The 22,527-nt window shown below is 59.3% G+C and carries 32 protein-coding genes and 1 tRNA gene; 12 read left to right on the top strand and 21 right to left on the bottom strand.

Going from position 1 to position 22,527, the window contains the following annotated elements; genetic code table 11:
* Positions 1-440 precede the first annotated feature (440 nt).
* Positions 441-662, top strand: a complete 222-nt coding sequence (locus Q0602_RS14005; RefSeq protein WP_298844492.1) for a hypothetical protein — start codon at positions 441-443, stop codon at positions 660-662.
* Positions 663-937: 275 nt separating this feature from the next.
* Here Q0602_RS14005 and Q0602_RS14000 read toward each other — a convergent pair whose 3' ends face one another.
* From Q0602_RS14000 to Q0602_RS13990, 3 genes are all read right to left on the bottom strand, one after another.
* Entirely contained in the window at positions 938-1,414 is a 477-nt protein-coding gene (locus tag Q0602_RS14000; protein WP_298844490.1) for a hypothetical protein, read from the bottom strand.
* A gap of 104 nt (positions 1,415-1,518) precedes the next feature.
* Positions 1,519-1,713 (bottom strand): hypothetical protein, encoded by a 195-nt coding sequence (locus Q0602_RS13995; RefSeq protein WP_298844488.1) that lies wholly within the window; start codon positions 1,711-1,713, stop codon positions 1,519-1,521.
* Positions 1,710-1,970, bottom strand: a complete 261-nt coding sequence (locus tag Q0602_RS13990; RefSeq protein ID WP_298844486.1) for a hypothetical protein — start codon at positions 1,968-1,970, stop codon at positions 1,710-1,712. Before Q0602_RS13990 ends, Q0602_RS13995 begins: the two co-directional genes overlap by 4 nt.
* 591 nt (positions 1,971-2,561) lie before the next feature.
* Here Q0602_RS13990 and Q0602_RS13985 point away from each other — a divergent pair.
* The 4 genes from Q0602_RS13985 (at position 2,562) to Q0602_RS13970 (ending at position 6,473) form a co-directional block, all read left to right on the top strand.
* The gene (locus Q0602_RS13985; protein WP_298844484.1) at positions 2,562-3,698 is read left to right on the top strand and encodes an AI-2E family transporter; all 1,137 of its coding nucleotides are present in this window, start codon (positions 2,562-2,564) and stop codon (positions 3,696-3,698) included.
* 51 nt (positions 3,699-3,749) lie between these two features.
* Positions 3,750-5,246: an efflux transporter outer membrane subunit gene (locus tag Q0602_RS13980; protein ID WP_298844482.1), complete on the top strand. Its 1,497-nt coding sequence runs from the start codon at positions 3,750-3,752 to the stop codon at positions 5,244-5,246.
* A gap of 91 nt (positions 5,247-5,337) precedes the next feature.
* A tRNA-Thr gene (locus Q0602_RS13975) sits at positions 5,338-5,413 on the top strand.
* 94 nt (positions 5,414-5,507) lie between these two features.
* Positions 5,508-6,473, top strand: coding sequence for a site-specific integrase (locus tag Q0602_RS13970; RefSeq protein ID WP_298844480.1), 966 nt, complete (start codon positions 5,508-5,510; stop codon positions 6,471-6,473).
* 240 nt (positions 6,474-6,713) lie between these two features.
* Here the strand turns inward: Q0602_RS13970 and Q0602_RS13965 are convergent, their stop codons facing one another.
* Genes Q0602_RS13965 through Q0602_RS13915 form a run of 11 tightly spaced genes read right to left on the bottom strand, consistent with a single transcriptional unit; the run spans position 6,714 to position 11,831 of the window.
* Positions 6,714-6,995, bottom strand: coding sequence for a hypothetical protein (locus Q0602_RS13965; protein WP_298844478.1), 282 nt, complete (start codon positions 6,993-6,995; stop codon positions 6,714-6,716).
* 11 nt (positions 6,996-7,006) lie between these two features.
* Positions 7,007-7,222 carry a hypothetical protein gene (locus Q0602_RS13960; protein WP_298844475.1) on the bottom strand — a complete coding sequence of 72 codons (216 nt, stop codon included), beginning with the start codon at positions 7,220-7,222 and terminating at the stop codon, positions 7,007-7,009.
* A complete protein-coding gene (locus Q0602_RS13955) occupies positions 7,212-7,433 on the bottom strand; it encodes a TraR/DksA C4-type zinc finger protein (protein ID WP_298844472.1) in 222 nt (73 codons plus the stop codon). Before Q0602_RS13955 ends, Q0602_RS13960 begins: the two co-directional genes overlap by 11 nt.
* A complete protein-coding gene (locus Q0602_RS13950; protein WP_298844469.1) occupies positions 7,426-7,641 on the bottom strand; it encodes a hypothetical protein in 216 nt (71 codons plus the stop codon). Before Q0602_RS13950 ends, Q0602_RS13955 begins: the two co-directional genes overlap by 8 nt.
* A gap of 36 nt (positions 7,642-7,677) precedes the next feature.
* Entirely contained in the window at positions 7,678-10,047 is a 2,370-nt protein-coding gene (locus Q0602_RS13945; protein WP_298844466.1) for a replication endonuclease, read from the bottom strand.
* Positions 10,044-10,463 carry a hypothetical protein gene (locus Q0602_RS13940; RefSeq protein WP_298844464.1) on the bottom strand — a complete coding sequence of 140 codons (420 nt, stop codon included), beginning with the start codon at positions 10,461-10,463 and terminating at the stop codon, positions 10,044-10,046. Before Q0602_RS13940 ends, Q0602_RS13945 begins: the two co-directional genes overlap by 4 nt.
* A 35-nt stretch (positions 10,464-10,498) precedes the next feature.
* The gene (locus tag Q0602_RS13935; protein WP_298844461.1) at positions 10,499-10,885 is read right to left on the bottom strand and encodes a hypothetical protein; all 387 of its coding nucleotides are present in this window, start codon (positions 10,883-10,885) and stop codon (positions 10,499-10,501) included.
* Positions 10,886-10,929: 44 nt separating this feature from the next.
* Positions 10,930-11,175 carry an ogr/Delta-like zinc finger family protein gene (locus Q0602_RS13930; protein ID WP_298844458.1) on the bottom strand — a complete coding sequence of 82 codons (246 nt, stop codon included), beginning with the start codon at positions 11,173-11,175 and terminating at the stop codon, positions 10,930-10,932.
* A complete protein-coding gene (locus Q0602_RS13925) occupies positions 11,172-11,360 on the bottom strand; it encodes a hypothetical protein (protein WP_110717324.1) in 189 nt (62 codons plus the stop codon). Before Q0602_RS13925 ends, Q0602_RS13930 begins: the two co-directional genes overlap by 4 nt.
* 51 nt (positions 11,361-11,411) lie before the next feature.
* Positions 11,412-11,621, bottom strand: a complete 210-nt coding sequence (locus Q0602_RS13920) for a hypothetical protein (protein WP_298844450.1) — start codon at positions 11,619-11,621, stop codon at positions 11,412-11,414.
* 21 nt (positions 11,622-11,642) lie between these two features.
* Positions 11,643-11,831 carry a hypothetical protein gene (locus tag Q0602_RS13915; protein WP_298844447.1) on the bottom strand — a complete coding sequence of 63 codons (189 nt, stop codon included), beginning with the start codon at positions 11,829-11,831 and terminating at the stop codon, positions 11,643-11,645.
* Positions 11,832-11,953: 122 nt separating this feature from the next.
* Here Q0602_RS13915 and Q0602_RS13910 point away from each other — a divergent pair, with 122 nt between their 5' ends.
* From Q0602_RS13910 to Q0602_RS13895, 4 genes are all read left to right on the top strand, one after another.
* Positions 11,954-12,649: a S24 family peptidase gene (locus Q0602_RS13910; protein ID WP_298844444.1), complete on the top strand. Its 696-nt coding sequence runs from the start codon at positions 11,954-11,956 to the stop codon at positions 12,647-12,649.
* Between the two features lie 105 nt (positions 12,650-12,754).
* Positions 12,755-13,102 carry a hypothetical protein gene (locus Q0602_RS13905; protein ID WP_298844441.1) on the top strand — a complete coding sequence of 116 codons (348 nt, stop codon included), beginning with the start codon at positions 12,755-12,757 and terminating at the stop codon, positions 13,100-13,102.
* A 9-nt stretch (positions 13,103-13,111) separates the two neighbouring features.
* Positions 13,112-13,450, top strand: coding sequence for a hypothetical protein (locus tag Q0602_RS13900; RefSeq protein ID WP_298844438.1), 339 nt, complete (start codon positions 13,112-13,114; stop codon positions 13,448-13,450).
* 290 nt (positions 13,451-13,740) lie between these two features.
* Complete coding sequence (locus tag Q0602_RS13895; RefSeq protein ID WP_298844435.1) at positions 13,741-15,246, top strand: ATP-dependent endonuclease; 1,506 nt, start codon at positions 13,741-13,743, stop codon at positions 15,244-15,246.
* Between the two features lie 301 nt (positions 15,247-15,547).
* Here Q0602_RS13895 and Q0602_RS13890 read toward each other — a convergent pair whose 3' ends face one another.
* The 3 genes from Q0602_RS13890 to Q0602_RS13880 are packed head-to-tail and all read right to left on the bottom strand — an operon-like array spanning position 15,548 to position 17,787.
* Positions 15,548-15,949 carry a hypothetical protein gene (locus tag Q0602_RS13890; RefSeq protein WP_298844433.1) on the bottom strand — a complete coding sequence of 134 codons (402 nt, stop codon included), beginning with the start codon at positions 15,947-15,949 and terminating at the stop codon, positions 15,548-15,550.
* A complete protein-coding gene (locus tag Q0602_RS13885; protein ID WP_298844431.1) occupies positions 15,949-16,341 on the bottom strand; it encodes a hypothetical protein in 393 nt (130 codons plus the stop codon). The genes Q0602_RS13890 and Q0602_RS13885 overlap by 1 nt, the downstream gene beginning before the upstream one ends.
* 3 nt (positions 16,342-16,344) lie before the next feature.
* Positions 16,345-17,787, bottom strand: a complete 1,443-nt coding sequence (locus Q0602_RS13880) for a PAAR domain-containing protein (RefSeq protein ID WP_298844428.1) — start codon at positions 17,785-17,787, stop codon at positions 16,345-16,347.
* 226 nt (positions 17,788-18,013) lie between these two features.
* On the opposite strand from Q0602_RS13880, the gene Q0602_RS13875 reads away from it, so the two are divergent.
* The 3 genes from Q0602_RS13875 to Q0602_RS13870 all read left to right on the top strand — a co-directional run bounded on the left by Q0602_RS13875 (position 18,014) and on the right by Q0602_RS13870 (position 20,229).
* Positions 18,014-18,364 (top strand): hypothetical protein, encoded by a 351-nt coding sequence (locus tag Q0602_RS13875; RefSeq protein ID WP_298844426.1) that lies wholly within the window; start codon positions 18,014-18,016, stop codon positions 18,362-18,364.
* Positions 18,365-19,672: 1,308 nt separating this feature from the next.
* Complete coding sequence (locus tag Q0602_RS25365) at positions 19,673-20,041, top strand: DUF488 domain-containing protein (RefSeq protein WP_367276975.1); 369 nt, start codon at positions 19,673-19,675, stop codon at positions 20,039-20,041.
* Positions 20,038-20,229 (top strand): hypothetical protein, encoded by a 192-nt coding sequence (locus tag Q0602_RS13870; RefSeq protein ID WP_298844423.1) that lies wholly within the window; start codon positions 20,038-20,040, stop codon positions 20,227-20,229. The genes Q0602_RS25365 and Q0602_RS13870 overlap by 4 nt, the downstream gene beginning before the upstream one ends.
* Positions 20,230-20,418: 189 nt before the next feature.
* Here Q0602_RS13870 and Q0602_RS13865 read toward each other — a convergent pair whose 3' ends face one another.
* From Q0602_RS13865 to Q0602_RS13850, 4 genes are all read right to left on the bottom strand, one after another.
* The gene (locus Q0602_RS13865) at positions 20,419-20,751 is read right to left on the bottom strand and encodes a helix-turn-helix domain-containing protein (RefSeq protein WP_298844420.1); all 333 of its coding nucleotides are present in this window, start codon (positions 20,749-20,751) and stop codon (positions 20,419-20,421) included.
* A complete protein-coding gene (locus Q0602_RS13860) occupies positions 20,735-20,989 on the bottom strand; it encodes a type II toxin-antitoxin system RelE/ParE family toxin (protein WP_298844417.1) in 255 nt (84 codons plus the stop codon). Before Q0602_RS13860 ends, Q0602_RS13865 begins: the two co-directional genes overlap by 17 nt.
* An 81-nt stretch (positions 20,990-21,070) precedes the next feature.
* A complete protein-coding gene (locus Q0602_RS13855) occupies positions 21,071-22,084 on the bottom strand; it encodes a phage late control D family protein (RefSeq protein ID WP_298844414.1) in 1,014 nt (337 codons plus the stop codon).
* Positions 22,081-22,524, bottom strand: a complete 444-nt coding sequence (locus Q0602_RS13850; protein ID WP_298844411.1) for a phage tail protein — start codon at positions 22,522-22,524, stop codon at positions 22,081-22,083. The genes Q0602_RS13855 and Q0602_RS13850 overlap by 4 nt, the downstream gene beginning before the upstream one ends.
* Positions 22,525-22,527: the final 3 nt, after the last annotated feature.

The following is a 22,527-nucleotide window of genomic DNA, read 5'->3' as shown; positions in this document are numbered from 1 at the left end:
GCCATGCCATGGTGAAAAACGAAGCACGCCTGCTGGCGTTAGGCGGTGTCACTCGAAAGTTCGTCGAGTGTCGAAGTGGAAGGCGCCATGACCGACCGTCACGGCGTGCGAAGAGATGGGGAGAATCACGAGAGGTGCAGGCCGACCTTGGATGATCGGCACGCGCCTGGCGAGAGTCCGAGCAGATCGTGAAGTCAGTATGGGTGGTGGATGGCGAATTAGCGAGTACTGACTTCGGTGCCAGCCAGGGCGTTCGGCGCGGCGCCGCGGTGCGCCCTTCGCGAGTTGGGCATCCTGCCGAGAAAGTAGTGGTCAGCCTCGGGAGAAGCGACTAGCTTCGAGAGGCTCGACTCTGTCGAGTCGCTCAGTTTTGGATCTCCCAGCCATACCGTTTTCCTCTCGCCCGAGAACAGGAGGCCAGCGCCTCCGAGGAAGTCGCGATGAAGATCACCCCGTACGAGCAGCGAGTGCTCGTTTTGAAGAAGAGAAATGTCCCCAAGGAGGGGAGCCTCACGACCAAGGCGACATTGAATAAGGTGCCGGTAGGCACACTCAAGACGCGCATCAGGAAACTCGTCGAGGGTGGTCTCGACAGGGATCGTGCGATCGAGGTTGCGCTGGGCCGCCCCATCGGCCCGCAGGGGCGGCCAAGAAAGGTCTGAGCATTCAAGGCTCCATCGAGACGCCGCTATCGTGAGAGGAACGGTCGGTCGCCGGTATCGGGGGGCGGTTCGAGACTCCAGCCAGTTGGCGCGTGATCGAACCGGGCCGGCGCGGTGGTGATGGGGGAATTGCAGGCCAAAGCCCGCTCTCGTCGGGCTTTTGCCGAGAGGCATCTGGTATAGACTGCTTATCGTTTCGTTTCCTGCGGAACCATTCCTTGGCCCTGATTTCGATCGGGGCTTTTTTGCGGCTCGATTGGCCGTTCACCACCGCCTCAAGTGCGAAGCCAGCGATAGAGCAGTTTATAAAAAGCCGTGTCGGTCAGCTGGTGATATCTCGAGAGATCGCGTTTCTGGCCGAATTGCAGTTCGGTGAAGTAGAACTCTCCTTCCGACTCGATGACCTCCTTGATGTCATCCTCATCGGAAGATGAATACAGCAGGATCCGGGAACCATGAAGGTACTGCTCCTCGGGAGCGACATGCAGCTTGCAACTGCCGAAAGAGAGCGTCAGTTCCTGGAGCGTCAGCTCGAAGGTTTGGTCGAATTTCTCCAGCGTGTGGGTAATGTCGTCGTAGCGGCTATCGATGCCTTCCAGCCCCAGTGAATCGACCCATCCCTCGATATTCGCCTGCAACAGTCGCAGGTCTTCCTTCCGCGTTTCCAACTCTTGCTCGAACGACGTCAGACGCTGTTGGCAGGCGCGGACCTCATCCTTGATATGGTTCTTCAACTGCTCGATGTCGACCATGATCTCTTCCCTCGCCAGAAGTTGTACGGATGTTTTTCTCATGATGATCGACCAACACAAAAAACCGCCTCATGAAGGCGGTTCTTGGCAGTTGGTGTCTCATATCATGCCGCTGCGGGTCGGTCTCCGGCGCGTAGCCTGGTGATGGCGCCAAGCGCCTTCTCCAGATCCAGCGTCCTGCACTTGAAGGCGCTGCAATTGGCGCAACGTACGTTACTACCTTCCCGGTTGTTGACCGGTAGATGAAACTGCTGATGACCGCAAACGGAACAGGTGAGATCCAGAGTGACTTTGATCATGCCGATTGCCTCAATCTGAGGTGATGATCATTCAGGAGGTGCGGTGACGCACTTTCGCGCGACATTTTCAGTGTCAGGCTGCGACACTGGTTGAGAATCTGCACCGAGTAGCTGGGCGCGTGAGCGTCCATCCAGTGCCCGATAGTATCGAGAAATTCCCCACATTCGACGCAGCTGATCTCATCCCACTCGGCGTGCGATTCGAGCGAGAACGGTTGAGTGTGACCGCAACGGGTGCAAGCGATGGTGTCTTTCACGATCAGCCCTCCTTGGCTTAGATCTCCTGAACTGGCCAGGCGATGGCAATCCTTGCCGACTGGTGACGGGCGTCCCTGCCCGATGGATCCGGCTTTCCGTGCCGACTTCACGATTTCATGCTGGCACAGCGTTTTGTGCTGTACAAGGGTTGTACGGAAACGGAATTTGGGTCTTATTATCCTGCGTTAAACAGTGCATGGTAAGTCGCTGAATCCGCTAAGCCGCTCTCCATTCCTGCAAATTGCAATTTTTTGTAAATCGTTCGAGGCCCGAGATGGGGGCGCTCATTCCACGTGGATTCACACCGTTGTTAACGTTTTGTCATCTGTCGGGGACTAGAGTGTCGAGGTGATACCAGGATGGTATCGGCACGCAGGGAAGCGCGAAGCAGGAGGCTCGGTTCGATATCAGGGAAGATGGGTCAGTACCAGCGCTCAGCCGTGAGGCTTGGCGCTTTTTCGTTGCCGTCCGGCTCGGGTGGCTGGCGCGCTCGGATAGGGTGACATCGGATTGCCGGCATTCTTAATTGAACGTCGGAGGGGCGAGGACGCTATGCTTAGCGTCAGTGACCCATCAATTCGGAATCCCCCATGAGTTCTCTAAGCCAACACAAAGCGTTCATTCTCTTGCTGACGCTGGTGTCCATCGCGTTCGTCTGGCTACTGTTGCCTTTCTACGGTGCCGTGCTGTGGGCCGTGATCCTGGCTATCCTCTTCCAACCCATGCATCGCCGTCTGGTCATCCGACTCAAGGGCCGGAACAACTGGGCCGCGCTCATCAGCGTGATGGCGTGCGTGTTCATCGTCATCCTCCCCATGTCGTTGATTTTCGGTGCCCTGGTACGTGAGGGGGCCAGCGTGTACCAGCGCGTGGGCAGCGGCGATATCGACTTCAACCAGTACATGCAGCAGTTCCAGGGATCGCTACCGGTTTCGGTTCAGAGCTGGCTGGGGGATGCGGGCTTCGGGAGCTTGTCCGATATCAGCAACCGGCTGGCTTCGGCTCTCGAGCAGGGGAGCCGGCTGATCGCCACGCATATGCTGAGCATCGGGCAGAACACGCTCCAGTTCCTGGTCAGTGCCGGGATCATGCTCTATCTGCTGTTCTTCCTGTTCCGGGACGGGCGCTCGCTCGGACAGCTGATACGCACGACGATCCCCTTGAGCGACGAGTACACCTACAAGCTGATCGAGAAGTTCACTGCCGTGGTGCGTTCCACCGTGAAAGGCAATGTGATCATCGCCATCGTCCAGGGCGCGATCGGGGGCGTGGCGTTCTGGGCGCTGGGTATCGAAGCCGCGCTGCTGTGGGGTGTGATGATGGCGTTCCTGTCGTTGCTGCCGGCGATCGGCTCGGCGATCGTCTGGGTTCCGGTGGCTGCCTACCTGCTGCTCAGCGGGGCCTACGTGAAAGGCGTGATCCTGGTCTTCGTCGGCGTGGTGGTCATCGGGCTCGTCGACAATTTCCTGCGCCCGCCGCTGGTGGGCAAGGAGACCAAGCTGCCCGATTACGTGGTGCTGATTTCCACCGTCGGCGGGATGACGCTGATGGGGATCAACGGGTTCGTGCTCGGCCCGCTCATCGCCGCGCTGTTCATCGTCGTCTGGTCGCTGTTCCGACAGGAGCAGCAGCAGGAGGCCGAGATGTCGTCACGCGAGAGCGTGGCGAACGAGGCGAACGAGGCGATGCCCGAATCTCGCGGGCGCGGGACATCGGTGGATGGCTAGGCGCGACTATTGTTATAGTGCTAACTAAGTTTCGGGTTTTTCAGGACACGGATGTCTGACTTCTTTCCCTCTCCCGGCACCACGGCCCGATGGGTCGTCGGTGCCACACTTGCCGGAATCCTACTGGGCGGCTGTGCCAACTATGCGGGGATCGAGCCGCAGCAGACGCTCACGCCCATCAGCCGATTGAGTGCGAACCAGGTGCTTGGCCGCTCACCGGTATCGCCGGCCGCATGGCCCGATGTCGACTGGTGGAAGCGCCTTGGCGATCCCACCCTCGACGCGCTGATCCAGGAAGCCCTGAGCGACTCCCCGGACATCGCCGTGGCACAGGCGAGGCTGCGCTCCGCCAACGCTGCCATCGCCTCGGCAAGGGCCGGCCAACTGCCCAGCGTCGATGCCTCGGCTGAAATCTCGCGCTCCCGTGTCTCCAAGGTCGAGGATCCGCTCGGACAGGGCAACTTCTACTCTACCTCGCGATCGTTGCTGCTCTCCTTCGACTACGACCTCGATCTCTGGGGCGGCGCCCGTGCCGCCTGGGAGGCCGCGCTGGGAGAGGCCCGCGCCCAGGAGATCGAGTATCGCGCCGCCGGATTGACGCTATCGGCCAACGTGGCGCGCGCCTACGTCAGTCTCGCCGACGCCTATGCCCGCCGCGATGTCGCCCAGCGCCAACTGGACCGGGCCCTGCGGATCAACGACATCAACGACGAACTGCTCCAGGCCGGGCTCAACAATCAGACCCAGAGCCTGCAGTCGCGGGTGACTGCCGCCAGCGCACGCCAGGCGCTGGAGTCGGCGCAGCAGTCGATCCGCAGCGAGCGCATCTCCCTGGCCATTCTGCTGGGCAAGGGGCCGGACCGTGGCGAGACGATCCCGCAGCCCGACGCGCTGTCGCCTGCCATTGCCGCGCTGCCCAGCGTGATCCCTGCCGACCTGATCGGCCATCGGCCGGATGTCGTCGCCGCACGCTGGCGGGTCGAAGCCGCCTCGCGAAGCATCGACTCGGCCAAGGCGCAGTTCTACCCCAACATCAATCTCTCGGCGATGGCGGGGTTTCGCTCGGTGCTGGGGGATTACTTCTTCAGTGAAGCGGCCAAGTCAGGCAGCGTCACACCCGCCATCTCGCTGCCCATCTTCGACGGTGGCCGGCTTCGCGCCAACCTGGAAAGCACCGATGCCGAGTACGATCTGGCCGTGGCGCAGTACAACAAGACCATCGTCTCCGCGCTGGGGGAAGTCGCGGACGACGTCACCACGCTGCAATCGCTGGAGCGTCAGCGCCAGAGCCAGCAGCAGGCCCTGGCGAGCGCCCGTTCCGCCTACGGGCTGGCCGAAGAGCGCTACCGTGCCGGGCTGGCAGATTATCTCGACGTGCTCAGCAGCGAGCAGCAGTTGCTATCGGCCGAGCAGAGCCTGACCCAGATCAACACCCAACGCCTCGACCGCTCGGTGCAGCTCGTCCAGGCGCTGGGTGGCGGTCTCGCGCTGGACGCCAGCGCACTGCCGGGCGGCGATGGCGTGGCCGCTGCGCCCGGCGCGGAATGAACGCGCTGTTGAATCAGGCACGGCGGGCAATACCGGAAGCCTCGCCCCAGTTGTCCGCCACGGGTTTGGTGATTATGATAGGCGCCGCCTGGCCGGTATAGCTCAGCTGGCAGAGCAACGCATTCGTAATGCGTAGGTCGGTGGTTCGAGTCCACTTACCGGCACCAGGCATATCAAGGGTTTGCGCCCGATCCTGCCTAGTATCACTTCCTTTTTATCCAGTATTTGGCACACTTGCGGTACATCTCCGCAGGTAACGCTATGGCTACGTTCCAAAAACGCTCCGGCTCTTGGCGAGCGATCATCCGTAAGAAAGGCTATCCCCAAGTCAGCGCCACGTTCGACACGAAGGCCCAGGCAGAGCGATGGGCGAAGCAGATCGAAACCGAGATGAGCCAGGCCAGGTTCGTCGATACTCGCGAGGCCGACGCGCTGACAATCGCGGCGGCGCTCGAGCGTTACGAGCGGGAGATCTCGGTCCACAAGAAGAGCTATCGGAACGAGCGGTCGCGGCTGGCGATCCTCGCCCGAGATCTCGGACGGTTCACGCTGTCGACTCTCCGCTCGTCTGATGTCGCGCTATACCGGGATCAACGTCTCGAAGTCGCGTCGGGTTCGACGGTTCGCCGCGACCTGGCGTTGCTGTCGCACCTCTACACTATCGCGATCAAGGAATGGGGGATGCCCGTCGACAATCCGTGCGCGAAGATCCGGAAGCCGAAGCTCAACAAGGATCGCGAACGGCGGGTAACCGATGACGAACTGACTGCGATTCTGGAGGCCGCTGGTGTCCTTCATGCGGAAATGCCGCGTCTGATCACGTTGGCCGTCGAGAGCGGCATGCGGAGGGGAGAGCTGATTGGGCTGAAACGGTCGGACGTGAGGGCGAGTGTGGCCTACTTGGCCGAGACGAAAAATGGCACCAGTCGAGCGGTGCCTCTTTCGCGAGCGGCCCGCGCGGCGGTCGAAGCGCTACCGGCGAGGCTGGATGGTCAGCTCTTCTCGTTGCGGCCTGATACAGTCACGCACTATTTCGAGAAGAGCTGTAAAGCGGCGGAGGTTGAGGGGCTCCGGTTTCACGATCTGCGGCACGAGGCGACGTCGCGATTCTTCGAGAAAGGGCTCAACATCATGGAGGTCGCCGCGATCACTGGTCACAAGGATTTGCGGATGCTGCGGCGATATACCCACCTCAACCCCTCAGCGCTTGCGGAGAAGCTGGGGTAGCGCGAGGTCGGCCAGGGCGCCGGCGCGGCTCTGCTGGCGCTGTCGCTTCTTCCGCATCCAAGTTCTCGAGCCAGTCCATTACCCGCGAGCGCTTCCACGCCCAGAGCCGCCCGACTTTGAATCGCCCCGGCGGCAGTGCGTCGCTCTCCCGCTTGATGAGGTTGGTAACCGCCTGCTGCGATTTGCCCATTAGCTGCGCCACGTCCGACGCGTAAAGGATCTCAGCCTGGTGATATCTCATCATGAGCGGTCTCCCTGGTCATTGGGGCGGCGAGCTCGCCACCGATTGAATCGGTTCTGAATCAGCCGGAACGTCGCGCCGGCCTGCTGGTTGGTATCGAGTTCGGCGCGGCTCGCGATGCGGCACGCCTTCCGGATCCAGTCGCCGGCGTCCTGTTCGCTGTGTGTGCCGTCCGGCACGTCCGCGCCGAACTTGGCGCGGGCTCGCTGATCCAGGTAGCGCCTGAAAGCTGGATCCCGGCAGAGAATCCCCGCGGCGCGGGCATGGTGATTGCCAGCCATCGTTCGACCTCTCAGTACTGGTACCGGCCCGGCATCGCCGGGCGCGGATCGGTAATGGTCATGTCCGCCGTCTCGGCGCGACCAGTCGCGTGGATCTCAATCACTTCGATGCGTGGCATGAAGCGAGAAGCCAGCGCGGTTCCGAGCTGAAGAGCGACGCCGATCGCGAGCGCGAAGATCAGCAAGGCCGCGACTTTCGCCGGCCGCTTGATACGTTCACCGAACATGGCGCCCCCTGGCTTCGCGGATCGACTGGCAATCGATGCAGGTGGTGGCCCAGGGCGCGGCCTGGCGCCGGGCTTTCGGGATCTCGGTGCCGCATTCCTCGCAGTCGGTATCCATCGCGCCGGCGACGGTCACCGGTAGCTGGTGTCGAGCGAGCGAGTGGGCGAGGTGGCGCTCGATGATGTCACCGGCGTTGTCGGCGATATCAGCCATGGTTGAGTTCCTCCACGGTCTGGCTGTCGCGGTACGCGCAGCGGTGACTGGTGACGGCCTGGCGTAGCGCTTCCTCGCTGTCGAAGGCGATCACCATGGCGTAGCGGTGACGGGTTTCGCCTGTATTGGGTGCCAGTACGGCGAGTTCGCCGGCGTCCTGCAGGGTGCCGCGCGGTACCGCGCGATCGGTGTGTTGCTGGGTTTGCATCCTCTCTCCTTCAGCGCCTGCGTGGCACGGTTGTTGTCAGATCCCTTCCGGGAAATATTCGGGGGTGCCCTGCCTCTCCGGCGGGGTGGGTTTCGGGTGCCGCCGGACGGCGGCCTGGATCATTCGGTGCTCGAGATCGGCGTCTTCCATCTCCTGGCGGACGTGTTCGCTGGCGCGCCACGCTCGATAGCGTTGGAGTTGGGCTTCCAACTCCTCCGGGGTGAGTTCTTTCGGGGTCAGAAGCCCCCTGGGAACGAGGCTTTGGCCGGCCCCCGTGCCGGGGTCCGTACAGTTAGTGACACAAGTCCAAGGGTCGGCGGCTTCGCCACCTCCCAAAAACCCCGACGCGGCCGCACGCTTCGGGCGCACGTTCCAGCGGTAGAGGCGCGTCAGGTACTCGGAAACGCTGCCCTTGCCGTCGCTGACGGCGAGGCCCTTGGGCACCTTGATCTCGTCGCCGTAGCGGCCGCGCTCGATGAATTCCCGATGCTGCTCGCCGGTGGCGTGGCTGAAGTCATCGTCGCCCTTGCCGGTGCGGAAGGCGGGAATGGACCACGGCTTGATCGGTTGCAGCTTGCGCGGCGTGTTGGGGCCGCCCATCAGGCGGAGGAACTGGTCCCACTGGCCGGCGTTGGCGGCTTCGCGGATGTGGTGAAAGGTGGCCGCCGCGCGGGGCAGCGGGTTGGTGGCTTCCTCCCACTTGCGAAGCTCGCCTTCCTGCTTCTCGGTGAGGCGGCGGATCTCGCGCCAGACGGTGACGCTGGGCAGCCCCACGAACTGAAACTGGCGAATGCCCCAGCAGGCCGCCCATGCCTCGATGCGAGGGGCCGCGCTGTTGAGATCGTGGCCGTAGCGGTCCAGCTCGTCGCCCTCGATGCCGGCACGGGCGAACTGCTCGCCATTGATGTTCTTGGAGATGTACTTGGCCACGTAGCCGGCGGCCGTGCCCTTCGAGTAGTCGATGCGCTTGGCATCGAAGCGGGCGGTGGTCTTGCCGAACCGGTTGAACAGCTCTTCCGGCGACTCCTCCTCGGCGTAATCGCGCAGGGTCTGGCTGACGGCCTCCACGTCCTCCGGCTTCATCCACACCAGCAGATGCCAGTGCGGGGTGCCGTCGTGGTGCGGTTCCACCACGCGGATGCCATAGATGGCACGCTTGGCGCGGGCCAGTCTGGCGCGGGTCTTCGCCCACACCTTTTGGATGTGCTGCTGGGCCTCGCGCGGGGTCGAGCCGTCGTAGCGGGGATTGCGGCGGCAGCGGTAGCGCTCCCGGCCCTTGCGGTCCGTGTAGCGGTTGGCGTTGACCGGGTGAAAGCGGCTCGGCGCGGTGACGGTGTAGAACATGCCCACGTGGCCGAGGCGGCGAGCCTCGACCTCGGTATCGCGAATGCGCAGCATCAGCTCCGCGCGGCGGTGGTCCGGATTGGCCAGCCCCAGCTCGGCGAGTTCGGCCAGGGTGTAGGTCTGGCCTTCCTGGTTGATCGCCTCGAGCGTCTCCAGCAGCGTGCGGTTGCGCACGCGCTGGGCGCGGCGGCGCTCGATGGTCATGTCGCTGCAGTAGATGCCGGCCTGGGCGTGGACGCGGTACGCCTCGCGCTGGACCTGCTCGAGACGTCGCCCGGCCAGCCGGCGCAGTTTGCGTCGCCAGAAGCTGGGGCAGCTTAGCCGCGCCAGTTGCACGCTGGCCTTCTGATTCACTGGCGGCGGCGCGATGCCGTGGAGCGTGGCGCGCTTGCGCGCGGCGGCGGCCGCCATCTCGTCGGCCACGGCCAGACTCATGACCGGCGCTCGCTCCCAACGGAACACCGCCATCAGCGGGATACCGCCCGGCGGGGGCGTCAGCGGATTGCGTGCCGCGGCGATCTGGCGCGCCATGGACCGTGACTGGGCGGAGAGCGACATGCCACGCGGCTGGCGAACGCGCCGGGGTGGCGGCAGCAGGCCGAGACGCAGGCGGCGATTGTGCTCGGCGATGCCACCGATCAGCTTGTTGCGTTCGTCCTCGACGGCCCGGGCCTGCGCCTGGGCGTAATCGACCAGGGCGTCGTCGTCGTGGGTGGCATTGAGCCCGCCGATCTTGAGGCGAGATTCCACCATGCGCAGCCAGTAGCAACCGGCGCGGATGCCCTCGATGGTGGTGGGCTGGGCATTGCGCCGGGCGATGAAGGCACGCTGCAGATCGTCGGCGATGACCGGGAAGCGCTTGTAGACGTGCGCCGGCTCGATCAGCTCCGCCGTCCGGCGTGTCAGCCAACGGTTGCCCGCCGCGTTGCCGTAACGCTCGGCGACGTGGACGAAGCCGGCGGCCAGATCCTCGGCCAGCGAGGGGAAGCGCTCGAAGATCGCCTCGCGCCACGGCAGACAGTCGACCGTGCCCCATTGGCGGGACCGTTCGATGGCGCTCATTGCGCCCCCGCTTCGATCAGGTCGATCCAGTGCAGTGCCGCTTTGGTGTCACCCTGGGCTAGGGCCCGGCGCGCGTTGGCGGCCAGTTCCCGATTCGGGCTCTCGCCCTTGAGCCGTTCGCCCAGGCGCTGGGCGTAGCGGCTCATGCGGCCGATGGCGGCACGAATCGCATCGCGCTCGGCCCGGTTCATCTCGCCGATCCCGCGCAGGGCATCGCGGGCCTGCATCTGGGCGCTGGCCAGCACCGTCCTGCGCTCATTGGTCGGCATGTCCGCCCACAGTTCGGCCAGATCCTTGTCCGCGCAGCGGGCATGCAGCTCGGCGCGCAGGGCGCCGAAGCCGGCACGGCCATCCGGCAGGACGACCGACAGATGACGTTTTTCCTCGGTGGGGAGGGGCTGAGTCGCGGCTGCCATGGTGAGACCTCGCGTTCCGAAAGGGGGCGTGGGGGTTACTGCAGGGGGCGGCTGCGAACGACTCGCAGGGCGCCCCGGTCTCGGGCCTGCTCACGGGCGGCGAGCAGGTCGCCAACGGTGAACGAGATCGGTAGGCCGCCGACGGTGCGCAGCACGACGACATACTCGGTGCTGGATTCGAGATCGAGCCACGCGACCTGATTGAGCGACTCCAGCTCGGCGCTGGCGTGAATCGCGGCGAGCTCCGCTTTCGCTTCCGGCATCGCCTGCTCGCTCATCAGGAACTGGGTGCAGTTCTCGAGCGCTTCACGGCGATTCAGCCCCCGGCAGTAGCGCAGCAGATAGCCGGTGGCGGCGTTTTTCGGGTCGAGTTGGCGTAGCCGCCGGGCCCGGGGGCCGGCGGAGAGCGTGGTGATGGTCATGGTGTCGTTCCTGAGATGAGCCCTTCGGGGCGTTGCGTTAGCGGTCAGCCGTTCAGCGCGGCCAGTTGCTCCATGCAGGCGCGGCGATGGCCGGGCTCCATGGGGATGCGAATGTCGGTATCTGGGTTGCGGCTCAGCGTCAGCGTCTTGGCGAACTCGACATAGATCTTGCCGCCCCAGCCGCAGGCCGGATTGATGCACTGCGCGTAGACCTCGTAGAGCGTCGGCGACGGGCGCTTGCTGGTGCGGGTGATCGACGCTTCACCGCAGTGCGGGCAACAGATCCTCACCGAGAACCTCCTTGGATTGGGTAAAGTGCGCGGCCTCGGCCGGTGAGCTCGAAGCCACCCCTTCGCAAGCGCCGCTTCACGAGGAGCTCCGCTGCTTGATCGCGGGTTTCCAGGCCCTCCTGCTGGCGCACCCGTTCGAGCGTCTCTTCCTGGAACTCATGAATGTCGAAGGTCTGCTGCGGCATGGGGGCGTCTCGTTTTGCACGGTGGATGTGGTGCCGGATGTGGTGCTTGGGTCAGCCTGCTTTCGCCCTGATACTGCCCACACCGGTCCCCCGGACGTCGCCGATGCCGAGAAGCTCGGCCGCTTCCTTCATCATCATCGAGCGCATCACCTCGGCTCGGGAGAGACCGTAGAGGTTGGCGAACGACTGGATGACATCGACCTCGTACTGATCGAGATAGACGGTGACGCGTTGACGAACACGCTTCGGGTCCTGGTACATGGCGACGATTCCTTGTGCGGGTCAGGAGACGGCTTCGGCTTTAGGTGTGTTTTGGAGCCCGCGCAGCATGAGCATGCGCACAGTGCCTGAGAGCGACCGAAGCTCCCGGCTGGCGATAGCCTCGACCTCCGCGCGCTCTTCGATAGTCAGCAGCGTCATGATCGGGCGATTACAACCATGGGGGGACTGGCGGCGTTGGGTCTGGCTCATGTGATAAGCTCCTAAAGGGTCTTAAAAGGCAGGCTTTGGTGATGCCTTCCTAGTACCGTTAAAGACTGTGTGTCGATAATAGGTACTCAAATGTTTCCCCGTCAAGCATCAAAGGCGAACTAATGGGTTCTTTTGGCGAAAGGTTGCGCGAGGCGAGGAAACAAAAGGGCCTCTCGCAAACCGAATTTGGTGAGCTCGTCGGTGTAACAAAGCGCAGCCAGATGATGTACGAGGGCGATCAGCGCGTGCCCAAAGCCGACTATCTGGCGGCTTTGGTTAAGACGGGAATCGACATCGAATTTATCCTTACGGGTGAATCTCGCGGCGCTGCGGGGGTGATCAATTCTGCCCCTTTGGGATCGGATGTTCCCCATGTGCCGCTGGAAGGTCTCTCCCTATCGACGGGGATGCCTGTTCCTCTTTACGACGTTGAGGGCGCTGCCGGGGCCGGTCGGTCGCTCGAGCGCGAGACCGTGGTTGGTACCTTTACGATCGATGCCGCCACGCTGTCCCAGCTCGGTCTGGCCGGAGCTCAATTGGCAGGCGTACGTGTGCGCGGGGACTCCATGGAGCCAACGCTGTTCGACGACGACTGGGTATTCATTGACCTCAACGACACCAATTTCGCTCAGGCCGGGGTGTTTCTGGTATGGGTGAGCGGCGAGCTGCGCATCAAGCGGCTGCAGCGCCTGGCCGGCGGCGCGATGCTGCTAATCAGCGACAACAGCTACTACGAGAAAGAGATGATCGCCCCGGACCGGATGCAGGAGGTCCACGTGATGGGCCGTGTGCGGACGCGGATGGGTGAGATTGCTTGATTTAGAAATACCAAGGATCTGCCGATAACGAGGAGTCATAGACTCCATATTCAAACGGCAAAAGAAGTGGCCGATAGAGCCACGCCATTACGCAAGGGAAATCAAATGTCTGACGTTACCACTTCCGCCGATGCGACCAAATCGGCTCCCGTCAAAGCTGTCTGGGCGCTTCTGATCGTTGCTTGGATCTGCTTTCTCTTACCCGTTCCAGGTATTGGCCTGTTCGTGGGCTGCCCATTGAATTTCGTCGCATTCATTGTGGCGATCGTAGTCATCACGCGCGGGCGTACTGGCATGGGGATTACCCAACTGATCGTCAGCCTGGTCGTCTCGCCGATCATCTACTTCATCGGCCTGGCAATCTTCGGTGCTGCGATGAACAGTGGTCAGCAGGAAAAGGAATCTTTCGATTACGGCCAGGTTCTGCCGGCCTATGTCCAAAGCATTGCATGAGGTGATTCCATGAAGCGCCTCATTCTACCTGGGTTGTTATGCCTTTCGTTGGCCGTGGGCGCGGCCAACGCTGATTCAATCCCTCGCTACGATGTGGAGAGCCACTGCACGGAGGTGGCGAGTATTACGGGGGATCTCAGCAATTCGCTTTACAACAGCTGCATTCAGATGGAGCAGTCTTCCTACGACCACCTGAAAGGCGCGTGGTCATCGATTCCTGCCAACATCCGTGGCGGCTGCGATGATGTGGCCACCGTCGGTGGCTCTGGTAGCTATAGTTTGCTCGAGAGCTGTGTCCAGATGGAAAGCCAGGCGGCCAGCAACAAGAAGTCGTTCAGCTTTGATTGAGAAGATACGCCCATACCCAGTATGGGCTTTCTCTTACGACCAAAGCGCGTGCAGCGTGTCGCCGGTGGGGCGTAGATACTGATCAGTGACAATCCGGCCTACCATAAGGAGCTGGTGCAGCCCGAGGACGTGGAGATTATTGGGCAGGCGTGGCGGAAGGTGGAAAGGTTTTTTGAGGCAAAACCTATATTTAGATAAAGCAGATTCATGGATCTGCAGCGAAATGACAAATCACAAACTGCTTAGTGGGCTTCGCAAAGCTGCGATAATAATTCGAAGGGTTTTTAGTTATGGCTGGATGCGTTAAAGTTAAAAATTTAAAAAGCATAAAGGAACTTAATTTCTCAATACCTTCACCTGGCGTGCATGTGCTGTCTGGAACAAACGGTATTGGAAAGACAACCCTTTTGGCCTGCCTGAGGCGCATTGGGTTTAGAAATGCATTCCCACTTCACTTTCCTATGTCTGAGTTGTCAGAAAGGATGGATAATCATTCTCAGGCAAGTGTTGAATATCATATCAACAATGAAGTAGTGACGTATTCGTATTCCAGCGAAAGATGGGTTCCAAGACCAAGGAGGTTGAGTAAACTTTTAAGCAGTTTCGGTTATCCCAATGTAATATATGTCGGGGCTACCGCCGACAGAATTACGCCGCGACCTGAGGATTTTAATCCTAACCGAGTAACAAAGGCATCTGGCGCCTTGATTGCCGCGATGAACTCTATCTTCGATACTCAAAAGTTTGATGGTCTTCGTTATATTAATTTAACCACTGGCTCTGGGAATCGCGCCTATTTAATGCAGTACAAGCAGGGGAGTGTTAATCACTACTTTTCTGAAAAAAATTTCAGCCTAGGTCAATTGTGTGTGCTGAAACTTCTTGTGAAAATTGATGCATGTCCTAATAATTCATTAATTCTCATTGACGAGCTTGAGCTGGCTCTGCATCCGAAAGCTCAAATAGGGCTTTTCAAACATCTCGAAAACGTTGCTAACACCAAATCACTTACAGTGATATTTTCAACCCACTCAGTCAGTCTAATCAAAGTTGCAAGTAGAGATCAGCTTCTGTATATACACGATAATGGTGATAATTCTGAGGTTATTCCAAGGTGCTTTCCCACGTTCGCTTTAGGGAGTATTGCACTCTCTGAAGAGTCCGCACCAGATAAAGCGATATATGTAGAAGACGAGGCAGCAAGACTTGTCGTTGACGCTTTTTGTAAAGCAGCCATTCTTGCTAAATACAGAAATCAGCAAAGTTATCCTACTTTCAGCGTGCTTCCCCTTGGTGGATTTTTGAGCGTAATAAAATTTTTGGATAGAGGTAGGTCAGTTTTACCTCCAACGACTTCTTCTTACGCCGTTTTAGATGCTGATGTCAAAGAAGAGACTTTAGCTGATTGGAGACGTCGGCAAGATTACCAAAATCTCCAGCTCGTTCAGCATGCTGGTAGAAATCTTTCTTATCTTCCATTTACGCCAGAATGTGGTTTGGTCGTTTTTTTGCGTGACTATAGCGCAGAGGCCGAAGAATTACTAAGAGCTGAATTCGGCGACCATCGAATCCATGTGAGATCGCAAGACTTTGAGAATGTGTCCATGAAGCCGGGAAGTCAGCAAAGAGATCAAGCTAAAACAGCCGTTGGTCATTATGTTGATAGTGCTTATGGAGTTATAACAGGCGTAGATCGTAAGGCTTTTTACGAAAGACTTTTTACAGTTTTTGCCAGGTGGTATTTTGAAAAAAATAGAGATCATGTTATGAGAGTGTTCGGTCCAATAGTTGATTGATGGTCGGCTTTTAGTTAAGAGCTAAGGTGATTCTAACTAATAGTCGCTTCTGTATAATATCTACGATATTTCTGCGGGTGTAATAAGTTATCCCGATTATTGTTCGGCGCCCTTGACATATCCGGGCGCCGAGTAGATGCGTCTGTGTGGTTGGCGTTGGATGAAAATGCGACGCTAATGTTCGATAGCGTATGGTGGGGCTGCAAGCCGAAGTGGGCGAGGGAGACAGTGCCGCAATGATCAACGCTCGGGTGGAGACGTTGGCTACGTTGAAATATTATTCGGCGGCGTTCCAGTGAAATCACGCCGAATCGTGAATCCCGATCACGATAAAGGCCATCAGAACAGCGATCGGCGCGACGATCACGAAGCTGGCGTAGATCCACGTCACCACGTTGAGGACCCACGGAGGGGCACTTTCGACGGCGTGAATTCTATCGGGGCGCTCGAGATAGATCCGGTGCTGGCCCCATTTGGTATTGCGGCAAAGCACCTTGAGACCATAGCCGCTCATCCGGTGGGCCGAGAGTGGAAGCCCCTTGAAGAAAAGTTCCTTTTCCGAGGCCAGTGGCCCCAGTGCTCGATCAACCTTGTCGATGATGAACGGCGCGAGGATCATGCCGACAATGACGAGCAGGAAGGCCAGTATGCCCAAGCCGATCGTAGTGAAAAGCAGAGCTCCGAAGACTACTGAATCGTTCATTAGTCCAGGTACATCAGCAGCCAACCGAAGAGAAAAAACAGAGCGCCCGTGAACATTAGAGGGGCGTGAACCCATACGAGCCACAGCCGTAAACCACGAGGCATTGTTTCCACTGCTTTCACGAGATCGGGACGTCCTTCAAATATCTTGCGCTGATATCGCCGCGTATTGCGAAACAGAATAACGCGGCCATACGTTCCCAACCGTGTGAACGAGAGCGGGTAGCCCTTGAACAGGATTTCATCCTCGGGGTACATGCCCCCCAGTATTCGGTCCACTCTATCGATGATGACTGGGGCGGCGAGAAGCCCCAGGATCGCGATGATAAAGGTCCAAATGCCAAAGAAAGCCCCGGCCACCGCCACGACGGTTTCAGTCGTTGTCAGGCTCACCCGTTACTCCTCATCATCGCCATAAACGACCTCGTAAATAGTACTGCCTAACCGGCGCCCGGGTGCGTTGCCAGCCTCCATGCCAGCGTAGCCCCCGGTTCCACTGAACAAGGCGGCGCAAACGAGTTTACCACCCGGGCTCAAACCGACCCCCAGCATGCAGATGCGAGCTCCCGTCGTGGTTCCCACAGCGGTACCCATGGCACCACCACCGGTGCGGCCGACAAATCCCCCATACTCTTCGAACTGTACCTGGCGGCATGCTTGAGTATCCACCGCATCATCACAAGCGCTTTCGATGGTCAGATCCGTGGCCGTATAGTCGAGCGCGATGGCGAGGTAGTTCGTTACATCCAGTGTTTTGGCCCATCTCCCCGCCAACCTGATGCCTTCCCCGACTGTTGGAATCCCGTTTTTTCTGAAGCCCTCCAATGCCTGGGTGACACTGTGAAGGATCTTGTCTCCCTTGACGCCGATTTTGGCCTTGAGGTCCCGAGCTTCCTCGGCGAGATCGAAAGGCTGGTTCATGAATTTTTGGGCGGGAGCTATGATCCGGGTCAGTGCCTGATCCACATTTTTCGCTCCCTTCTCCCAAAGAGACGCCAAGTCATCCAGGGCATCCGCCGAGGCCGATTTGAGAGGGCTTAGCGCTGCCGCGAATACACCGCCTGCGGTGGATGTGGTACCCATTGCACCAGCAGCCCGTTCGCTGATGCTAGCCTGTCGTTCTGCATCGGCGGGCGCGGCTTTTTCGTTCGCGATCTCCATCATCGCGCCCCAGTTGTCGATCAGCACCCGGGCCTGCTCGGGCTTGAGCTGCTGGACGGTTTGCTGGGCGAGCCGGGCCTGGTCCTGCAGCGTTTGCTCCTCGGCCATGCACATCTGGTTCTCGGGGTCGCTGAGCACGATCATCGAGCCGGGCAGCACGTATTCCGGCAGATGGGTATTGAGCCGTTCGAACATGGCGTCGACTTCGGCGGAGGGCGAGGGCAGCAGATCCTGCTTGATCTGGTCGCGGTAGCCTGCCTCGCGGACGACGTGGAACCCCGGCGCGATCGTCGACTGGCTCTCCTTCTCGGCAGTCTCATCGCTCATGACCCTGCCGGCTGCCGCCGCGGCCGGCGAGAATACGGGTTGGGGAACCGGAGGGCTCTTTGCCTCCTCTGTGCCGATCATGTGGGTTCCATTCATCGAGGAGACGAGTGCCGCGCCGCAGGAGGTGTGGCAGCCCTGAAAGGCGACCTGCTTGCCATTGATTCGGAGCGTGGGGTGGCCCTCGACGATCGTGCAAACGCTGCCGTGGCCATCCTTTGGACAGGTGACCTTGTCGCCGACGACGGCAACCGGTTTGCCATGCACGATGTAGGTGCTCTGGCCGCTAATCACCTTGCCGCCGTGACTGGTGGCGTCCCCCAAACGGATCATGCCGTCGCCGGGCTTGAACATCAGGCTTCCCTTATTTAAATCGCTACCGGCGAGTCTATTACAGGCTCGGTGAAAGCCTCAAAGCGTGGCATGCCGCAGGCTGGCGCAATGGGCGATCTCCTACACAAAAATCCGACATTCGCTCTTCCACTACCAGTCGAGCGCAAAGACATTCCCCTTTTAACTGTTTGGATATACAGTAATGTTGAGTTTCAGTCAGAACGTTGCGACAGGGTGCGAGTAAGCAATGCAGGTGCAATATCTGGGGCCACTGATGATGGGGCTGGGACATCCGGCGCTTTTTGGTTATGACCTGGAACGCTTCCCGGCGAGCTGCTTCGCCGTGGAGTTGAAGGAGGGTGCCGGCTTAGACGGCCCGCTGATCGAGGGCGACGTGCTGATCGCGGACGAAAGCCGGATGATCGGCAACGAGGATCTCACCATCGCGAAGGTCGAGGGTGAGCATCTACTGGCGAGAGCCTGGCGCATCGGTGGCCGGCTGCGGCTGATACCGCTGCAGGGTCGGGAGTCGGTATTCGCGCGGGAGGAGATGCTGCTGGGCGTGGTGGTGAGCCAGGCGAGAAGCTACGTGGCGTAATGGTATAGCCGAGGCGATTCACTTAGGAGGTGAATCGTCTCGTGCACGAAGGTCTGAGTCAGGTAACCAGTGCTAGTAGGTGTACCTCGACCGCTCAGGCCACGATAAAGCGGGATTCGTCGAGCAGCGCTGCTGATGCAGAAACTCAAGCGTAGTGAGTTACCTTGATTGGTCTTAAAAACTTACTGCTTTTTCATGCGACTGTGGTAGTCGATGTCGTCGGTTACTGCCCCTATTTTTGGTTAAAGAAGCAGCGGAATTCCATAATTTTTTCTGGAGACTGAATAGAAAGATGCCGAACTGCTACGAGGTCGCTAATGAGGCAGGTGGTCTAAGTACGGCACCATTCCCCTCGATCTTCCGGTAACCATGTGGTTGTATTCTATCTCGCTAATATAAAGGTCGCGGGCTTTACCATCTATCACTGTTTCGATTTTATAGAACCCGGGCCCTCCACCGACAATTGAGTAGTCTGTGCTTTGACGTAAGTGAAAGCATTCACTATTCCCAAGAACTTTGCCTCTCTTTTCTGTATTTAATTGCTCTATGCTTTTGGCGATTTTCAACATCGTGAATTGATATTTGCATAGCAACGTCGTAGCTGGAAGAGATTCATTGCCCCATTTTTTGTCGAAGGGTAAACCGTTCATGTAGATGGCGCTTAAACTCGATGTCAGCGCACCAAGGCATATGATAAGAATTAACGTTGTTTTTGCTATTGACCAGCGGGTTGGTAAGTCAGACATATGCGTAACCCAAATAGCTCTATGCTAGTCTATGTGTGCACAACAGAATGTGAAAAAAACAAGCAATTGTGAATGCTTCGTCTAGCCTTTGGGGTTATGGCCAGCCCATAGCGTGACTGGTAGGGTTTTATGCTCTTGCACTATTATCGAGGTAATGCAAATGGTTGTTTTGTTTGCGTTTTTATTGATTGGGTGTCTGGGTATGACGATGTCATCTCCTGCGAAAGCTGCCGGAGCTCCTTCTCCCCATCAGTTCGGAATGGCACTTCAAGCCTCCCTTCAGTGCATTGGGTTGCAGATGCGTTCCGATACTGAGTACAAAATCAACGCTGACCGGTCGACCGCTATCAGGTTTAGCGAGGGGTTCGATGAAGGCTTGTATTATGCCATGGATAGGGGGGGCGCAATTTGTGATGAGGCCTGGAGTAAATTCGGCTGTGATGGTGATGAAGTTCCAAACCTTCTTCAGCATTCACCTATAATGAGTCCAAATAGAGAGATTTGCATTTATCGCGCACTCTGACAGTGAAACCTGGCATTTTCAATGCCGACTGTATAGCCGATGTTTGTGAGGTTTCTTATGAAAGTTCAGATTAAACGTATTTATGATAAGGCCAGTCCAGACGATGGTTACCGTGTGCTAGTGGACGGTATTTGGCCCAGGGGAGTCGCTAAGCGTGACGCTAAAATTGATGAGTGGCGGAAAGAGCTCGCTCCTTCTAGATCACTGCGGCAATGGTACGGGCATGATCAGGAGAGATGGAGTGAATTTCGAAAGGCGTATGAACGTGAGCTCGCCCACGCTGACCCAGAGGCCGTAAAAACCCTTCGACAGATCACCAAGAAGCAAACACTGACGTTGCTATTTGCAGCACGAAGTACTGACTATAACAATGCGGTAATACTCAAGGCGTATTTGGAGAGGACATGAACGACGACGCTGCTTTGATGATCGCAGTGCGGGTGAAGGAAGCTTGTATACAGGCCGCGAAGGCTGGTTACGAAGACGCTGCTATTTTGGGTTTATGCCATGAGGGTGCCGTTGAAGCGTCCGTGAGCGCCATTCAGACAATAGACGTCGATGCGATACTGAGAGAATTGGCGGCAAAAGATTACTGATAGCTGAACCGTTTGGCGATATCGGTGGACTTGCACCGCCATTGCTATTCTCGCTTTCTGGTGTCCCCGACGGTGATGGCGTCGGGGGATGTCGGGAAACACGACGCCGGTGGCACTTGTATCGTCGACCATTCGATAGCGATAGGAAAAAGCATGGTTCGATCTCCCTGGGTCTTAGGCCACCGATGATCAATCCTCCGAAAGCTGCTCCACCGTGACGCCCAGCGCCGTGGCTATTTTTTCCAGTGTCGCCTGCCGCGGCTTTCGGGCGGTTTCCTGCTGGGCATAGGCTGACTGGGAAATTCCGATGCGCTTGGCGACTTGTGCTTGCGTCAGCCCCAGGTGTCGCCGCCAGGCCGCCACCATGGTGATGTCCTCGTTCACGACCATACCGACGACTTCATTGGGGATCAGGTCGGGTTCGGTGTGGCTGGCCAAGTAGTCTTGATACGGGATAACCACGTAGGCCGGGGCGCCATCCGGCCCATTGATGATTTGGACATTCTCAGTATGTGCGTTCATCGCGTTTTCTCACCTCCTGGATCTGTACGATTCGAATGCCACCGTCCCAATCGAACAGCACGCGGTAGTTGCCAACCCGCAGGCGGTAGCCGTACTGGTGTTTTTTTAGGGCTTTGACGTTGTGCACGTCCGGCATTTCGGCGAGAGACTGAACCGCTTCGTAGAGGGTGGCCTGTTGCTTCGGCGGCAGCTTCCGCAGTTGCTTGAAGGCCTTGGTCTTCCACTGGATGGTGTTCATCTTTCCCCCGCGTCCGATGAACCCATGGTATGTCGTTTTATAAGTTTTTGCAAAGATACACTTATATTTTTGTGGGAACGCTTATTGCGCTGGTTTCGCGCCACGTGTCTCGAACTGCAGGCTATTGGTGTAGCCGGCATCGCCAATGTCGTGCCTGACCTCTACCAGCAGCCACTCGGTTTCCTCGATTTCACGTTTCCAGCCGACGCATCGCGCCGGCGTCTCGGGGTAGATGTTCGCACGCCCCTCGGCAAGCGTCAGGCCGAATTCAGCGACACCGCGCTGCAGGCGTTGCCATTCGGCCCTGGCAGCGGCGAGGGCGTCTTCCTCGCTCGCATGGATGGACCGCAGGCGCTTGGGGTTGTCGTCGGTACCCGCGAGGACGTCGCGGCGCGCGGCGCCGTCGGTATCGTGCCAGGCGGCCACCACGCCCGAGTAGCTGTCGCGGTCGGTCACGCTGTAGCGGTGCTGGTCGCCGTCCTGGCGCCGGATGATGATCGGCGGGATCTCAAGCCCGTTGGCGGTGGTGGCTTGGCCGGCCGGGATGAACAGCAGGTTGCCGGCCTTCACGGTTGCCACGGCGTCATAGCGCTCGGCCAGGCGGGTGAGGAAGTTGATATCGCTTTCTTCTGTCTGGTCGATGTGGGCAACGCCGACGATGCGCAGCGCCTGGCCGATGCTGGGGTTCAGGTCGTGGCGCTTGGCGATAGTGGTGACGATGTCGCCGATGGTTGTGCGGTGCCAGCTCTGCGTGCGCTTCACCGGGAACTGGCCGCGCAGATTGGCGCTACTGGCACGGATCGAGAGCGTATCCGGTGAGCCGGAATGCTCGATCTCGTCGACGATGAAGGTGCCGCGCTGGGTCAGAGGCTCGCCGCTCCAGCCGATGGCGACGTGGATCTCGACGCCGCGGCGGGGCAGGGCGAGCTGACCGTCATCGTCGGTCAGCACGATATCCAGTTGATCGGCCTCGAGGCCGCGGCGATCCGTCAGCGTGAGACGCTGCAGGCGGCCGCGAACGCGTGGGGTGATCTGCTGGCCGTTGATCGCCAGGCGGTAATCCGGCGAGCGTGCCGGTTTGCCAAAGCTGCTCATGCCAGTGCCTGCGTGACGGCGCGCAGTGCGGTTTCGCTGATGGTGCCGAGCAGCTCGCGGCGGTCGTCGTCGATGCGGGAGAGCGAGAGCGAAAACGTGATGTGCTGCGCGGCACCGTCACGAAAGTACCGATCGGTGCCTTCGTCCATTGAGTCGATGGTGTAGAGCCCATACATGCGGCCGGTGCCCTCGATCAGCGGCCACGCGGCGCCCTGGTCGCCCATCGCCCGCAGCTGGTCGAGATTCGACTGGCCACCGGTGAACTCGGGGTAGAGTTCGCCGGTCAGCGTGATGGTATCGCTACCCGGGCCGAGGAACTGGACCGCCGGGCGCTTACCGATTCGCGAGAGGCTGGACTGGCGCCATTGGGTCTGGCGCTGCAGCGACTGATAGGCCGCGGTGGGGAGCGAGAACACGAACATGCCGTAGACCATCATCATCGG

It is taken from the genome of uncultured Salinicola sp. (assembly GCF_937921195.1).
GTDB lineage: Bacteria > Pseudomonadota > Gammaproteobacteria > Pseudomonadales > Halomonadaceae > Salinicola.
The sequence above is the reverse complement of the archived record's forward strand: the minus strand, read 5'-3'. Positions and strand labels throughout refer to the sequence as shown.